The following is a 15,241-nucleotide window of genomic DNA, read 5'->3' on the forward strand; positions in this document are numbered from 1 at the left end:
CGCAAAAATCGTGTCCTCGCGGCCGCAGTCCGGCGCCACACCCCCAGTAGGAGGCATGCCGATTCCGATGAGGAGGGGGCTTTAGCCCCAGTGCATCTGCACGCGATGCGCCGCCGCCCAGTGGATGGCGCGGATGGCGTCGATGATGGCGCCTGCGGCCGCACGCGTGCCCAGTTCCCCGCCCAGGTCGGCGGTTGTGGCGCCGGCGGCCAGGACGGCGGCGACGGCGGCCTCGATCGACGAGGCTTCATCGTCCAAACCCAGGCCGTGGCGCAGCAGCATGGCGGCCGACAGGATGGCGCCCGCCGGATTGGCCAGGTCCTGACCGGCGATGTCGGGCGCCGAACCGTGGATCGGCTCGAACAGGCCCGGGCCGCCCGACCCCAGAGACGCCGACGGCAACAGGCCGATGGAGCCGCCCAGCACCGAGATTTCATCCGACAGGATGTCGCCGAACATGTTCTCGGTCAGGATGACGTCATAGTCGCGCGGTTTCTGGATCAGGTGCATGGCCATGGAATCGACCAGGGCGTGCTTCAGCTCGACCTGCGGGAACTCCTCGGCGTGGATGCGGGTCACGACCTCGCGCCACAGGCGGCTGGTTTCCATGACGTTGGCCTTGTCGACCGAAACCACCTTGCCGCGGCGCTGCAGGGCGGTCTTGAACCCGGCGCGGGCGATGCGCTCGATCTCCTCGACCGAATAGGAACAGACGTCATAGGCCGAGCCGTCCTCCTTGCGGCCCTTGTCGCCGAAATAGACGCCGCCGGTCAGTTCGCGGAAGACGATCAGATCGACGCCCTCGACGATCTCCTTCTTCAGCGGCGAACGGTGGGCCAGAACCGGCGAGACCTGCAGGGGGCGCAGGTTGGCGAACAAGCCCATGGCCTTGCGGATCGACAGCAAGCCCTCCTCAGGGCGACGGGCGCCGCCGTCCCATTTGGGCCCGCCCACCGCGCCGAGCAGAACGGCGTCGGCGGCCAGACAGGCCTCGGTGGTTTCGGGCGGCAGGGGATCGCCCACCGCGTCGATGCCGGCGCCGCCGATCAGGTGTTCGGAAAACTCGAACCGATGGCCGTAGAAATCCCCGATGCACTGGAGCACCGACTTGGCCGCCGAGGTGACCTCCGGGCCGACGCCGTCGCCGGGCAGCAGGACGATGTTGTAGGTGCGGGGATCGACCATCAGGCGGGTTCCGATTCTCTGGAAGCCTCGAAGGCTTCGATGTCAGGCAGTTTGGATTGCAGCCAGCCGAGCGTGTCCACGCCGTCCAGCAGACATTGGCGGGCGAAAGCCTCGACCTTGAACGGGACCGGGTGGGCGTTGCCGCGCCGGATCTCGTTAGCCTCCAGGTCCACGGTCACGGGCTGGTCGGGCTGGGCGGCGAGGTCCTCCCAGACGGCCTGATCCACCACGATGGGCAGGACGCCGTTCTTGAGGGCGTTGGAGGTGAAGATGTCGGCGATCTCGGTCGAGATCACGGCGCGGAAGCCGTAGTCGGCCAAGGCCCAGGGGGCGTGCTCGCGCGACGAGCCGCAGCCGAAGTTGCGCCCGGCCAGCAGGATGCGGTGCTCGGTCGGGTCGATGCGGTTCAGGATGGCCTCGGGCTTGACCGAGCCGTCGGCCTCATAGCGCCAGTCGTAGAAGGCCGCCTTGCCCAGCCCGTCGCGGGTGGTGGTGGTCAGGAAGCGGGCCGGGATGATCTGGTCGGTGTCGATGTTCGACTGGCTCAGGATTACGGTCTTTGAGGTCAGGACCGTGAACGGTTCGGGGTGGGCGGTATCAGACATGGGCCGCCTCCTTCAGGAAGACGCGCGGGTCGGTCAGGACGCCGGCGACCGCCGAGGCGGCGGCCGTGGCGGGGCTGGCCAGGATGGTGCGGGCGCCCTTGCCCTGACGGCCCTCGAAATTGCGGTTGGAGGTCGAGACGGCCAGCTGGCCCGGCCCGACGACGTCGCCGTTCATGGCGATGCACATGGAGCAGCCGGGCAGGCGCCATTCGGCCCCGGCGGCGATGAAGACCTGATCCAGACCTTCGGCCTCAGCGTCGCGGCGGACGGCTTCCGAGCCCGGGACGACCAGCATCCGCACGCCCGGCTTGACCCGGCGGCCGCGCAGCACCTCGGCGGCGGCGCGCAGGTCGGGCAGGCGGCCGTTGGTGCAGGAGCCGATGAAGACGACGTCCACCGGCTGTGTCGTCGTCGCCTCGCCGGGCGTGAAGCCCATATAGGCCAGGGCCTTGCGGTCGTTGTCGCTCTGCGGCTGGGGCACGGCCTCGCCGATCGGGGCGCCCGCGTCGGGCGTGGTGCCCCAGGTGGCCATGGGTCGGATGGCCGCGCCGTCCAGCCGGACCTCGGTGTCGAAGACGGCGCCGGGATCGGTGGCCAGGGTCAGCCAGTCGGCGGCGGCGGCCTCGTAGGCCGCGCCTTGCGGCACATAGCGGCGGCCGCGCAGCCATTCGACGGTCTTTTCGTCCGGCGCGATCATGCCCGCCCGGGCGCCCGCCTCGATGGACATGTTGCACAGGGTCATCCGCCCTTCAATGTCGAGCGAACGGACGGCCTCGCCGGCGTATTCGATGACATGGCCGGTGCCGCCGCCGAAGCCGATCGCGGCGATGACGGCCAGGGCGACGTCCTTGCCGGAAACGCCGGGCTGAAGCTGTCCGTCGACGGTCACGCGCAGGGTCTTCGCCCGGCGCTGCAACAGGCATTGGGTTGCCAGCACATGGCCGACTTCGGACGTGCCGATGCCGAAGGCCAGGGCCCCGAAGGCTCCATGCGTGGCGGTGTGGCTGTCGCCGCAGACCACGGTCATGCCCGGCTGGGTCAGGCCCTGCTCCGGCCCCATGACGTGGACGACGCCGCGCTGGTCCGAGCCCCAGCCGGCCAGCTCGACGCCGTGGCGGGCGCAGTTGGCCTCCAGGGTCGCGACCTGGTTCTTCGCCTCGGCCGAGACATAGGGGCGCTCGCCGTCGATCGCGGGCAGGGTGGGGGTCGAGTGGTCCAGGGTGGCGAAGGTGCGGTCGGGGCGGCGGACCTTCAGGCCCCGCGCCTCGATCTCGCTGAAGGCCTGGGGGCTGGTGACCTCATGGACCAGATGCAGGTCGATATAGAGAACGGCGGGCGTGGCCTCGGTCTCGTCCACCGCGAGGTGACGTTCCCAGACCTTTTCATAGAGGGTTTTCGGACGGGGTTTGTCCGATACGCCGTCACTCATCAGGCGGCCTCGGAGCGAAAGGCGGCGTCGTTCGAGATCCGGCGCGCCCCGACCAGGCGGTCGATCTGCAGGCCCAGATTGTCGATCGAACGGCCGACGTCATGGCCGCGCACCTTCAGCGAGATGCGGCGCAGCGCGCCCTCGTCGCCCATGTCGATGCCGTCGATGTGGAAGCCGCGACGTTCCACCAGGCCGATCAGACGCTGAAGCGAGCCGTCGGCCCGGTCGATCAGGATGTGGACGGTGTCGGTCATCACAGGTCTCCTTCGTGGGTGGCGGCGTGCATCATTTCGGCGTTGTTCTTGCCCGGCGGCACAAGCGGCCAGACGTTTTCGGCGGGGTCGATGATCACATGGGCGAGGATCGGCCCGGGGGTGTTCAGCAGCCGCTCCAGACCGGGGGTGACCTGATCGCGGCGGTCGATCCGGAAGGCCTCGATGCCGAAGGCCTCGGCGACCTTCACGAAGTCGGGGTTGTCCGACAGATCGACCTCGGAGAAGTTCCGCTCGAAGAAGAACTCCTGCCACTGGCGGACCATGCCCAGACGCGAGTTGTCCAGGATGATGATCTTCAGCGGGATCCCGAAGCGGTTGACTGTGGCCAGCTCCTGGATGTTCATCATCACCCCGCCGTCGCCGGTGACGGTGACGACGCAGGCGTCGGGCTCGGCCAGCTTGGCGCCGATGCCCGCGGGCAGGCCGAAGCCCATCGAGCCCAGACCGCCTGAGGTGATGTGGGCCTCGGGCCGGGCGAAGTCACAGTGCTGGGCGACCCACAGCTGATGCTGGCCGACGTCGCAGGCGGCGATGAAGTTCGGCCCGGCCATCTTCGACAGCTGGTTCAGCAGGGCGGGGGCGTAGACCTTGTCGCCGGGGGCGTCGTAGCTGACGGTCGTCGCCGCCGTGCGGGCGCGCCAGCGGTCGGCCCAGTCCGAGACCTCGATCGGGGCGCCCTGCGCCAGGCGGCGGTTCAGGGCCTCCAGATTGGGCTTCAGGTCGCCGGCGACGCCGACCGCCACCGGACGCAGCTTGCCGATCTCGGACGGGTCGATATCGAAATGGATGACGCCGGCGTGGGGGGCGAACTCGGCCAGCTTGCCGGTGGCGCGGTCGTCGAACCGGGCGCCGACGACGATCAGCAGGTCGCTCTCCTGAACCGCCTCGTTGGAGGCCGGGGTGCCGTGCATGCCCAGCATGCCCAGGTAGTTGTCCTGACCCGACGGGATGGTGCCCAGGGCGTTCAGGGTCGAGACCTGGGGGATGCCGGTGATGCGGGCGAAGTCGCGCACGGCCTCGACGGCGCCCGAGATCTTGGCGCCGCCGCCGATGTAGAGGACGGGCTTTTTCGCCGCGCGGATGGCGGCCTCGGCCTCGGCGATGATCGCGCTGTCGGCGACGACCTGATCGTTGGGGACGTGGAAGGCGCGGACCTCGGTCGTCAGCTCGAACTGGACGTCCTTGGGCAGGTCGATCAGGACCGGACCCGGACGGCCCGAGCGGGCCAGGTGGAAGGCCTCCTCGATGACGGCCGGAATATCGGACGCGCGGCGGACCAGATAGGAGTGTTTCACGATCGGCAGGGTGACGCCCAGGATGTCGACCTCCTGGAAGGCGTCCATCCCCATGACGCCCTGGGCGACATTGCCGGTGATGCAGACCATGGGCACCGAGTCCAGCATGGCGTTGGCGATGCCGGTGACCAGGTTGGTGGCGCCGGGGCCCGAGGTGGCCATGCAGACCCCGACCTTGCCCGAGACGCGGGCGTAGCTGTCGGCGGCGAAAGCCGCGCCCTGTTCATGGCGGCACAGGTAATGGCGCAGCGACGACCCGGCCAGGGCGTCGTAGATCGGCATGATGGCGCCGCCGGGGTAACCGAACAGCACCTCGACCCCCAGCTTTTCAAGCGTGGAGACCACCAGACGCGCGCCCGAACGGGCGGCGGCTTCGGCGGCGGGTTTCAATGCGGTGGCGGCGGCGCTCATCATGCTTGCTCTGGTTCGATCCGGGCTCAGGCGGCTTCGGATTTCGGAGCCTGCAGCCAGGCCATCCGTTCGCGCAGGGAGGCGCCGACGGCCTCGATGGGCTGGTCGCTGTCGGCCTTGACCAGTGCGTCATAGGCGCCCTTGCCGGCTTCGTTCTCGGCGATCCATTCGCGGGCGAAGGTGCCGTCCTGGATCTCCGTCAGGATATCCTTCATGCGGGCACGGGTTTCGTTGTTGATGACGCGCGGGCCGGAGACGACCGAGCCCCATTTGGCGGTCTCGGAGATGAACTCGTTCATCTTGGTGATGCCGCCTTCGTAGAAGAGGTCCACGATCAGCTTCAGCTCGTGCAGGCATTCGAAATAGGCGATCTCGGGCTGGTAGCCGGCGTCGACCAGGGTGTTGAAGCCCGAGATGACCAGTTCCTTGGCCCCGCCGCACAGGACGGCCTGTTCGCCGAACAGATCGGTCTCGGTCTCTTCGCGGAAAGAGGTTTCCAAGAGGCCGCCGGTCGCGCCGCCGTTGCCTTTCGCATAGCCCATGGCCCGGTCGCGGGCCTTGCCGGTGACGTCCTTTTCGATGGCGAACAGGCTGGGGACGCCACGGCCGCGCTGGAACTCGCGGCGGACCAGGTCGCCGGGGCCCTTGGGGGCGACCAGGATGACGTCCATGTCCTCGCGCGGGACGATGCGGCCATAGATGATCGAGAAGCCGTGGGCGAACAGCAGGGCCGAGCCCTGTTTGGCGTTGGGTTCGATGACGGTCTTGTAGACCTCAGCTTGGGCCATGTCGGGCGTCAGGATGGCGATGATGTCGGCGCCCTTGACGGCTTCGGCCGGCTCGGCGGTCGGGATGCCATCGGCCTGGGCGTGCTTCCAGCCCTTGCCGCCCTCGCGGACGCCGGCGACGACGTCGTGGCCGGAGTCGCGCAGGTTCTGGGCGTGGGCCCGGCCCTGCGACCCATAGCCGATGATGGCGATGCGCTGGCCGGCGATGGCGCCGGGACGGATGTCGTCATTGGTGTAGATCTGCATGGGTCAGGCCTTCTCGTGAGCTTTGGCGGCGACAGACGCAGGGGTCTGGGCCGGGGGAGGGTTGGGGATGGTGACGGCGCCCTGGGCGGCGGAAGCCACCGAGGCGCGGTATTTGGCGAAGACGCCCGTGGCCGGCTTCAGCGCCGGGGCCACATGGCCGGGGCGACGGGCGGCCAGATCGGCGTCCACGTCGATGCGGCGGTTGGTGACGTCGATGGTGATGCGGTCGCCGTCGCGGATCAGGGCGACGGGGCCGCCCGCCGCTGCTTCCGGAGAAACGTGGCCGGCGACGAAGCCATAGGAGGCGCCCGAGAAGCGGCCGTCGGTCAGCAGGGCGACGTTCTCGATCTTGCGGCCCTTCAGGGCGGCGGTGACCTGCAGCATCTCGCGCATGCCGGGGCCGCCTTTCGGGCCTTCGTAGCGGATGATGATGACGTCGCCTTCGCCGACGGAGCCGTCCTGAACGGCGTGGAAGGCGTCCTCCTCGGAATCGAAGACGCAGGCCGGGCCCTCGAAGCGATCGACCTTGTGGCCGGTCAGCTTGATGACGGCGCCTTCGGGCGCCACATCGCCGTAGATGACGGCGTAGGAGCCGCGCGCCATGACCGGGGCGTCGAAGGTCGTGACGACGATCTGGCCGGGGGCCTCCTCGGCCTCGGCGGCTTCGGCGAACAGGCTGCGGCCGGTGACGGTGGGGGCGTCGACGATCTTGCCCGCCTCGGCCATGCGCTGGGTGACCAGACGGGTGCCGCCGGAGGCATAGAGATGCGAGGCCAGGAAGCGGCCGCCGGGCTTCAGGTCGCAGATGACCGGCGCCTCGACACAGGCCTGATGGCAGTCCTCGACGCCGAAATCGACGCCCGCCTCGGCCGCGATGGCGGTCAGGTGCATCACGGCGTTGGTCGAGCCGCCCGAGGCCGAGACGGCGACGGCGGCGTTCTTCAGGCTGTCGCGGGTGATGTATTTCCGGGCGTTGTCGCCGGCCAGGGTGCGTTCGACGATCAGGCGGCCGCAGCGCAGCCCTTCCGCGCCCTTGGCCGGATCGACGGCGGGGACGTCATTGGCGCCCATGGGGGAGATGCCCATGACCGACAGGGCCATGGCCATGGTGTTGGCGGTGAACTGGCCGCCGCAGGCGCCGGCGCCGGGGCAGACCGCGCTCTCGACCGCCTTCAGACCGGCGTCGTCCAGGGTTCCGGCCGAGTGGGCGCCGATGGCCTCGAAGACCTCCTGAACCGAGACCTCCCTGTCGCCCTGGGCCGTGGGCAGGACGCCGGGCAGGATGGTGCCGCCGTAATAGACCAGGCCGGGAATATCCATCCGGGCCAGGGCCATGGCTGCGGCGGGGATGGTCTTGTCGCAGCCGACGATGCAGACGACGCCGTCCAGCTGGTGGCCCTCGATCGCCAGCTCGATCGAATCGGCCACGACCTCACGCGAGATCAGCGAGGCCTTCATGCCCGGCGAGCCCATGGAGATGCCGTCGGTGACGACGATGGTGTTGAAGTCGACCGGCCAGCCGCCCGCCGCAACGATGCCCGCCCGCACGTCCTTGGCCAGACGGTCCAGATGCATGTTGCAGGGGGTGACGGTCGACCAGGTGTTGACGATGCCGATCATGGGCTTGTCGAAATCCGCGTCCTGCATCCCCGCCGCGCGCAAATAAGAGCGCGCCGCCGCCCGGTTCGGGCCGGCGGTGATCGTGCGGCTGCGGCGATTGGCCGGGCCGGGATCGTTCGAGGATGGGGACGCTTCGTCGGTCACTATTGAGGCTCTTCAGATCGGTCGGGGGAGGCTGGATTTCGGGTGCAAGAAAAAACCCGCTTCCGGAGGGGAGCGGGTGGGTGCGTTCGAACCTGGGGTGTTTGTCAGGTCAGCGGCATCCATCCCGCCTGGGCGAGGAGGGTGAGAAGTACGCTGACAATAAGGGTGGTCCGGGCCGCGACGGGCGCCGCCGGGCTTCGCTCGCGGACCGCCGCGACGGCGACGGCCGACGGCTTCCGGTGGTTATGACGATAGGCTTGCGGCACGGCCCGCTCCTGATTGCCCGGGCATATAGACCCAAGGCTCGGAGCCGCACAAGCGCCCGGACGGATAAATATTCCAACCAGCCGGGGTTTTTACACCAAATGATGCAATAGAAAACCTAAAATGACGCCAAATCAGGTGATAATCTTGTTCGATGCTGCGTTGCGGGAAATTTCACCCGCCTAAATGATGGATTCACGCATCATCAACGCCTTTTTGAAGTCAATGGCCGAACCGGTCAGTCGTCGATCAGGGACTGAAGCGTGGCCGCCAAGCGTTTGCACATCTGGTCGCACTGTTCCGGCGTCATGCCGAAGCCGCCGGTGATGTCGCGGCTGATCGCCAGCCCCATCATCATGCCGCCGGCCAGACGGGCCTTGATCTCGGCGTCAGGGCCTCCGACCCAGTCGGTGAAGGGTTGGTAGAAGCGCTCGCGGCTGTTGCGCTGAACGATCTCGGCGGCCTTGGGCGAGGCGATGGAGCGCAGCATGATGAGCAGCCACTCCAGCTTGCCCTCCTTCTTGGGCCCGTAGACCAGGTCGTGGGCGATGCGCTCGCCGAAGGTCTCGCGCGGGCCTTCGGTGATGGACGAGCCGTTGCCGCAGTCCTCGAGCACCGAGACGAACAGATCCTCCTTGGATCCGAAGTAGCGGGAGATCAGGGCCGGATCGACGCCGACGTCGCGCGCCACGTCGCGCATGCCGACCTGATCATAGCTCTCGGCCGAAAATCGACGGTTCGCCGCCTTGAGAATCGCTTCCCGTGTCGCCGCCGCGTTGCGCGGTCTTTGGCAGGGCGCCAGCATAGGCCTTGGTACTCCAATAATTCCCCCACGCCCCTTATGGCTATGTCATCGCCTGTTGACAAGCGTCACGGCCGGGTTCATGTCATCAATCGTTGACCTGCGCGTGTCCTCCCCGTCCGCGCAGGTCGAAATGCAATTCCCGATTCTGGAGACGCCCGCATGCGCAGGCTGAAGACCCTCGTTCTGTCCGCCGTCGTGGTGGGCGGTCTCTACGGCTGTTCCGGCAAGGGCGAGGCCCAGGGTCCGCCGCCGGCGCCTCCAGTCACGGTGGCCAGTCCCCTGGCCGAGCGGGTCGTCGACTGGGACGACTTCACCGGCCGGTTCGAGGCGACCCAGAGCGTGGACGTCCGCGCCCGCGTCGGCGGCTATGTCCAGTCGGTCCACTTCCGTGACGGCGATTTCGTCTCGCGCGGCCAGCTGCTGTTCACCCTGGACCCGCGTCCGGCCCAGGCCCAGCTGGCCTCGGCCCGCGCGGCTCTGGCCCAGGCCGAGGCCCAGGTGACCCTGGCCCGCGCCAACCTGACCCGTTCGCAGGGTCTGCTGGCCTCGCAGGCGGTCAGTCAGGCCGAGGTCGACGCCAACACCGGCGCCCTGAAAACCGCCGAGGCCAATGTCGCCGCGGCCCAGGCCTCGGTTCGCGCACGCCAGCTGGATCTGGAGTTCACCCGCGTCACCGCCCCGGTTTCGGGCCGGGTTTCGGATCGCCGCGTCGATCCGGGCAACCTGGTCGGCGGCGGCTCCTCGGCCGGCGACGTCCTGACCACCATCGTTTCGTCTGCGCCGATCTACTTCGTCTTCGAAGGGTCGGAAGCGACCCTGCTGAAGTATCAGCGTCAGGTCCGCGCCGGCGCCGCCGCGCCCGTCCGCATCCGTCTGCAGGACGAGAGCGACTTCACCCGGACGGCGACCCTCGACTTCACCGACAACGCCATCGACAGCGCCTCGGGCACGATCCGTCTGCGCGCTGTGGTGCCGAACGGCGACGGCTTCCTGAAGCCCGGCATGTTCGGTCAGGCTCGCGTCGCCGGCGCCGGCGCCTATGACGCCCTGCTGGTCCCCGATTCGGCCATCGGCACCGACGGCCCACGCCGGACGGTCTCGGTCGTCGCCGCCGACGGCACGGTCACGCCCAAGGCGGTGGAGCTCGGGCCGCTCGTCGACGGTCTGCGCGTGATCCGCTCGGGCGTCACGGCCCGGGACCGCATCATCATCAATGGCGCGCAGCGCGTGCAGATGCCCGGCCAGAAGGTGAAGCCCGTCAACGGCACCATCACCCGCACGCCGCAGCCGGCCAGCGCGCCCGTCACCTATTCCACGCCCGCGGCGACCGCGACCTCGGCCGGCGCCCTGAGCAGCGGCGACTGAACCCATGAACATCTCTCGTTTCTTCATTGACCGGCCGATCTTCGCGGCCGTGCTGGCGGTGTTCATCACCCTGATCGGGGTGTTCGCCTATCCGCTGCTGCCCCTGTCGCAGTATCCGGAGATCGCCCCGCCCACGATCACCATCAACACCGCCTATGCGGGCGCCTCGGCCGAGACCCTGGCCGAGACCGTCGCCGCGCCGATCGAGCAGGAAGTCAACGGGGTGGAGGGGATGCTCTACATCACCTCGTCCTCGACTTCGGACGGGGCGGTGGCGATCACCGTCACCTTCCAGCCGGGCACGGATCTGGATTCGGCCCAGGTGCTGGTCCAGAACCGCGTCGCCCTGGCCGAACCGCGCCTGCCCGCCGCCGTGCGGCAGGTGGGGGTCACGGTCAACAAGGCCGAGACCGGCTTCCTGATGATCCTGGGCCTGACCTCTCCGGGCGGGCAGCTGGATAACGACTATGTCGGCAACTACGCCACCTCGACCCTGCGCGACCGCCTGCTGCGGATCGACGGGGTGGGGACGGTCAACGTCTTCGGCGGCGGCAACTACGCCATGCGGATCTGGATCGACCCGGCCAAGGCCGCAGCGCGCGGCCTCTCGGCCAGCCAGATCGTGGCCGCCCTCCAGGCCCAAAACGTCCAGGCCGCGGCCGGTTCGATCGGCCAGCCGCCCTTCGCCACCAACTCGGCCGCCTTCGCCCAGCCTGTCCAGGTCCAGGGCCGTCTGACGGATCCCCAACAGTTCGCCCAGGTCGTCATCAAGACCGACGCCGAGGGTCGGGTCACCCGCGTGGGCGACATCGCCCGCGTGGAGCTGGGCGCCCAGGACTATGGCATTCGCGGCTATTTCGACGGCCAGCGCGGCGTCGGCATCGCCATCGTGCAACAGCCCGGCGCCAACGCCCTCGGCACCGCCGAGCGGGTTCTGGCCGAGGTCGAGGCGATCAAGGCCGAACTGCCCCCGGGCATGGCGATCTCGGTCCCCTACAATCCGACCGAGTTCGTCGCCGCCTCGGTGGAGTCGGTTCAGCACACCCTGGTCGAGGCCATCTTCCTGGTGGTTCTGGTCGTCATGGTCTTCCTGCAGACCTGGCGCGCGGCCATCATTCCCATCGTGGCCATCCCGATCGCCCTGGTCGGCACCTTCGCGGTCCAGCTGGCGCTCGGCTATTCGATCAACTCCCTGTCGCTGTTCGCCCTGGTTCTGGCCGTGGGCATCGTGGTCGATGACGCCATCGTCGTGGTGGAGAACGTCGAACGCTACATCCGCGAGGGGCTCAGTCCCCGCGAAGCCGCCTACAGGTCCATGCAGGAGGTGTCGGGCGCCCTGATCGCCATCGGTCTGGTGCTGGTGGCCGTGTTCGTGCCGACCATGTTCGTGCCGGGCATTCCGGGCATCTTCTATCGCCAGTTCGCCGTGACCATCGCGGCGGCGGCGGTGATCTCCCTGTTCGTCTCCCTGACCCTGTCCCCGGCCATGGCCGCCCTGCTGCTGAAGCCGCACAAAGAACACGATGAGCACGCCCGCAAGAAGGGCCCCATCGGGACCGCCTTCCACTACGTCGGCTGGGCCGGACGCAAGTTCAACGAAGGCTTCGACTGGCTGTCGGACCGCTATGGTCGTCTGACCGCCAAGCTGGTGCGCCTCGTGGTGCTGATGCTGGTGGTCTATGCCGGACTGCTGGCCATGACGGCCTGGCGCCTGGTGGATACCCCCGCAGGCTTCATCCCTGAACAGGATCAGGGCTTCCTGATCGGCGTCGTCCAGCTTCCGGCCGGCGCCTCTCTGGAACGGACGGACGCGGTCATGCAGCGCGCCCGCGAGATCATCCAGAAGACCGAGGGCGTCGACGGCACCGTGGCCTTCGCGGGCCTGGACGGCTCCAGCTTCTCGTTCGGCTCCAACGCCGCAACCCTGTTCGTGCGGCTGGACGCCTTCGAGGACCGCACCAAGGAACAGGCGGCCACGGCTCTGGCCGGGGCCATCACCCAGGCCACCGGCGGCATCGAGGACGCCTCCATCTTCGTCATCGCCCCGCCTGCCGTTCAGGGTCTGGGCAACGGCAACGGCTTCAACATGATGATCCAGGACCGTTCCGGCGCCGGCTATAAGGCGCTGGAAGGGGCCACCTTCGCCATGATGGGGGCGGCCGCGCAGAAGCCGACCGAGTTCCAGCAGGTGTTCTCGATCTACAACACCGGATCGCCTCGCATCGCGGCCGATGTCGATCGTGACCGGGCCCTGATGATGGGGGTCCAGCCTTCGGCGGTGTTCGACACCCTCGGCATCTATCTGGGGTCGTCCTACATCAACGACTTCAACCTCTTGGGCCGCACCTTCCGGGTAACCGCCCAGGCCGAGCCCGCCTATCGCGACGACATGGCCGACATCGCCAATCTGAAGGTGCCCTCCAGCACCGGCGCCATGGTGCCCATCGGTTCGGTGGCCAATCTGCGCCAGGATTCCGGTCCGGCGCGGGTGGTGCGCTACAACCTCTTCCCCGCAGCGGAATTGCAGGGGCAGGGGGCGCCCGGGGTGTCGTCGGGTCAGGCCATCGCGGGTATGGAGCAGATGGCGGGCCAGGTCCTGCCGCAGGGCTTCTCCTATGAATGGACCGGTCTGGCGCTGCAGGAGAAGTCGGCGTCCGGCGGTGCAGGGATCATCTTCGCCATGTCGGTGCTGCTGGTCTTCCTGGTGCTGGCCGCACAATACGAGGCCTTCACCCTGCCTCTGGCGGTCATCCTGATCGTGCCGATGTGCGTGCTGGCGGCCATGCTGGGGGTCAACGCCCTGGGGCTGGACAACAACATCCTGGTCCAGGTCGGGCTGGTGGTGCTGGTGGCCCTAGCCGCGAAGAACGCCATCCTGATCGTCGAGTTCGCCAAACAGGGCGAGGAGGAACAGGGGCTTAATCGCTGGGACGCCGCCGTTCAGGCCGCGCGCACCCGTCTGCGTCCGATCCTGATGACCTCCTTCGCCTTCATCCTGGGCGTGCTGCCTCTGGTCCTGGCCGAAGGGCCCGGCGCCGAGATGCGGCGTTCGCTGGGGGCCGCCGTCTTCTTCGGCATGATCGGGGTGACGGTCTTCGGACTGATCTTCACGCCGGTCTTCTATGTAATCTGCCGCGGCCTGGCCTCGCGCATTCCGCATGAGCCCAAGAAGACCCCGCCCGCGCCCACCACCTTTTCGTCGGCCGACGACGGGCTCGCCCCCGCGGTCCGGACGGGAGACGCCTGATGTCCGTTCGTAATCTCTCCCTCGTGACGGTGGTTTCGGCCGCCGCCCTCCTGTCGGCCTGCGCCGTCGGGCCGAAAGCGCCCGAACCGGTCCTGCCGACGGCCGGAACCGGCGCGCTGGTCGGGGCGGCTTCTGCCGCTACGTCCGGCGCGGTCACCACCGCCGCCGCACGCGACGACTGGTGGAGGCTCTACAACGACCCGGTCCTCGACCAACTGATCGGTCAGGCCTTCGCCGAGAACAACGAACTCGAGGCGGCGGACGCCAACCTCCGGGCCGTGCGGGCCTCCCTGTCCGAAAGCCGGGCGGGACGTTTGCCGACGACCAACCTGTCGGCCTCGGCCCAGCGCAGCCGGGCCTCGGCCTCGACCGTGCCGGGCTCCAACGGCGCGACTCAGGACGAGGTCGATACCTATTCCGCCGGGCTGGACGTCTCCTATGAGATCGACCTGTTCGGTCGGGTCGGGTCAGCGATCCGGGCCGCCCGCGCCGATGCGGACGCCGCCGCCGCCGCCCTGGACATCGTCCGTGTCACGGTCGCGGCCGAGACGACGCGGGCCTATGCCGACGCCTGTTCGGCCAATGCCCAGATCTCCGTCGCTGAGCGGACCATCGAGTTGCAGGCCGACACGGCTCGGCTGACGCAGACCCTGCTGGACGGCGGGGCGGGCACCGGTCTGGACGTGGCGCGGGCCCGTTCGGCCCTGGCCTCGACCCGGGCCAGCCTGCCCAGCCTGACGGCCCAGCGCGACGCGGCCTTGTTCCGCCTGTCCACACTGACCGGGCGCACCCCGGCGGAGGCCTCGGAAGCCGCGCGTCGGTGCGCGCGTCCGCCGCAACTCAGCCAGCCGATCCCGGTCGGCGACGGCGCGGCGCTTCTGGCCCGTCGTCCCGACGTGCGTCAGGCCGAGCGCAATCTGGCCGCCGCGGCCGCGCGGGTGAATGTCGCGACGGCGTCCCTGTTCCCGACCATCAGCCTGGGCGGTTCGATCGGCTCGACGGCGCTGGAGGCGGGGGAGCTGTCGGATGACGGCAATATCCGTTTCAGCTTCGGCCCGCTGATCTCCTGGTCCTTCCCCAACATCGCCGTGGCGCGGGCCCGCATCGCCCAGACCGGCGCCCTGTCGGAGGCGGCCCTGGCCACCTTCGACCAGACGGTGCTGACGGCGCTTCAGGAGACCGAGACAGCCCTGTCGGCCTACGCCAACGAGCTGGACCGCCGCACGGCCCTGACCGAGGCGCGGGACGAGGCGGCGCGGGCGGCCCAGCTGTCGCGGCTGCGCTTCAACGCGGGCGCGGACAGCTTCCTGGCGGTGCTGGACGCCGAACGGACCCTGGCGTCGGCGGATGCGGCCCTGGCCTCGTCGGACGCCCTGGTCACCACCTATCAGATCGCCCTGTTCAAGGCCTTGGCGGGCGGCTGGGTTGAACAAGGCTGATCCCGTTCTCCCTCCCCTTCATAGGGAGGGACGATCGCGTAGCGATCCGGGTGGGGAAGTCCGGGACGCGCAGTGACTTTGCACTTCCCCACCCTGGGCTGCGCTGCGCCTCGCCCGTCCCTC

11 protein-coding genes are annotated in these 15,241 nt (G+C 68.8%); 3 read left to right on the forward strand and 8 right to left on the reverse strand.

Annotated elements, in window-relative coordinates; genetic code table 11:
* Positions 1-81: 81 nt before the first annotated feature.
* The 8 genes from leuB to ACT6QK_RS00350 all read right to left on the reverse strand — a co-directional run bounded on the left by leuB (position 82) and on the right by ACT6QK_RS00350 (position 9,067).
* Positions 82-1,185 carry a 3-isopropylmalate dehydrogenase gene (leuB, locus tag ACT6QK_RS00315; protein WP_444595827.1) on the reverse strand — a complete coding sequence of 368 codons (1,104 nt, stop codon included), beginning with the start codon at positions 1,183-1,185 and terminating at the stop codon, positions 82-84.
* Positions 1,185-1,790: a 3-isopropylmalate dehydratase small subunit gene (gene leuD / locus ACT6QK_RS00320; protein ID WP_444595828.1), complete on the reverse strand. Its 606-nt coding sequence runs from the start codon at positions 1,788-1,790 to the stop codon at positions 1,185-1,187. Before leuD ends, leuB begins: the two co-directional genes overlap by 1 nt.
* Positions 1,783-3,219, reverse strand: coding sequence for a 3-isopropylmalate dehydratase large subunit (gene leuC, locus ACT6QK_RS00325; protein WP_444595829.1), 1,437 nt, complete (start codon positions 3,217-3,219; stop codon positions 1,783-1,785). The genes leuD and leuC overlap by 8 nt, the downstream gene beginning before the upstream one ends.
* Positions 3,219-3,473, reverse strand: a complete 255-nt coding sequence (locus tag ACT6QK_RS00330; RefSeq protein WP_444595830.1) for an ACT domain-containing protein — start codon at positions 3,471-3,473, stop codon at positions 3,219-3,221. Before ACT6QK_RS00330 ends, leuC begins: the two co-directional genes overlap by 1 nt.
* Positions 3,473-5,200, reverse strand: coding sequence for an acetolactate synthase 2 catalytic subunit (gene ilvG / locus ACT6QK_RS00335; RefSeq protein WP_444595831.1), 1,728 nt, complete (start codon positions 5,198-5,200; stop codon positions 3,473-3,475). Before ilvG ends, ACT6QK_RS00330 begins: the two co-directional genes overlap by 1 nt.
* 26 nt (positions 5,201-5,226) lie before the next feature.
* Positions 5,227-6,234 carry a ketol-acid reductoisomerase gene (ilvC, locus tag ACT6QK_RS00340; RefSeq protein ID WP_444595832.1) on the reverse strand — a complete coding sequence of 336 codons (1,008 nt, stop codon included), beginning with the start codon at positions 6,232-6,234 and terminating at the stop codon, positions 5,227-5,229.
* Between the two features lie 3 nt (positions 6,235-6,237).
* On the reverse strand, positions 6,238-7,998 hold the full coding sequence (gene ilvD / locus ACT6QK_RS00345; protein ID WP_444595833.1) for a dihydroxy-acid dehydratase: 1,761 nt from the start codon (positions 7,996-7,998) through the stop codon (positions 6,238-6,240).
* Between the two features lie 502 nt (positions 7,999-8,500).
* Complete coding sequence (locus tag ACT6QK_RS00350) at positions 8,501-9,067, reverse strand: TetR/AcrR family transcriptional regulator (protein ID WP_444595834.1); 567 nt, start codon at positions 9,065-9,067, stop codon at positions 8,501-8,503.
* 159 nt (positions 9,068-9,226) lie between these two features.
* Between ACT6QK_RS00350 and ACT6QK_RS00355 the strand changes: the two genes are divergently transcribed.
* Genes ACT6QK_RS00355 through ACT6QK_RS00365 form a run of 3 tightly spaced genes read left to right on the forward strand, consistent with a single transcriptional unit; the run spans position 9,227 to position 15,118 of the window.
* Positions 9,227-10,432, forward strand: coding sequence for an efflux RND transporter periplasmic adaptor subunit (locus ACT6QK_RS00355; protein ID WP_444595835.1), 1,206 nt, complete (start codon positions 9,227-9,229; stop codon positions 10,430-10,432).
* A 4-nt stretch (positions 10,433-10,436) separates the two neighbouring features.
* Entirely contained in the window at positions 10,437-13,679 is a 3,243-nt protein-coding gene (locus ACT6QK_RS00360) for an efflux RND transporter permease subunit (protein WP_444595836.1), read from the forward strand.
* Positions 13,679-15,118, forward strand: coding sequence for an efflux transporter outer membrane subunit (locus ACT6QK_RS00365; protein ID WP_444595837.1), 1,440 nt, complete (start codon positions 13,679-13,681; stop codon positions 15,116-15,118). The genes ACT6QK_RS00360 and ACT6QK_RS00365 overlap by 1 nt, the downstream gene beginning before the upstream one ends.
* Positions 15,119-15,241 lie beyond the last annotated feature (123 nt).

Origin of the sequence: Brevundimonas sp., from assembly GCF_052436175.1 — a bacterium.
GTDB lineage: Bacteria > Pseudomonadota > Alphaproteobacteria > Caulobacterales > Caulobacteraceae > Brevundimonas.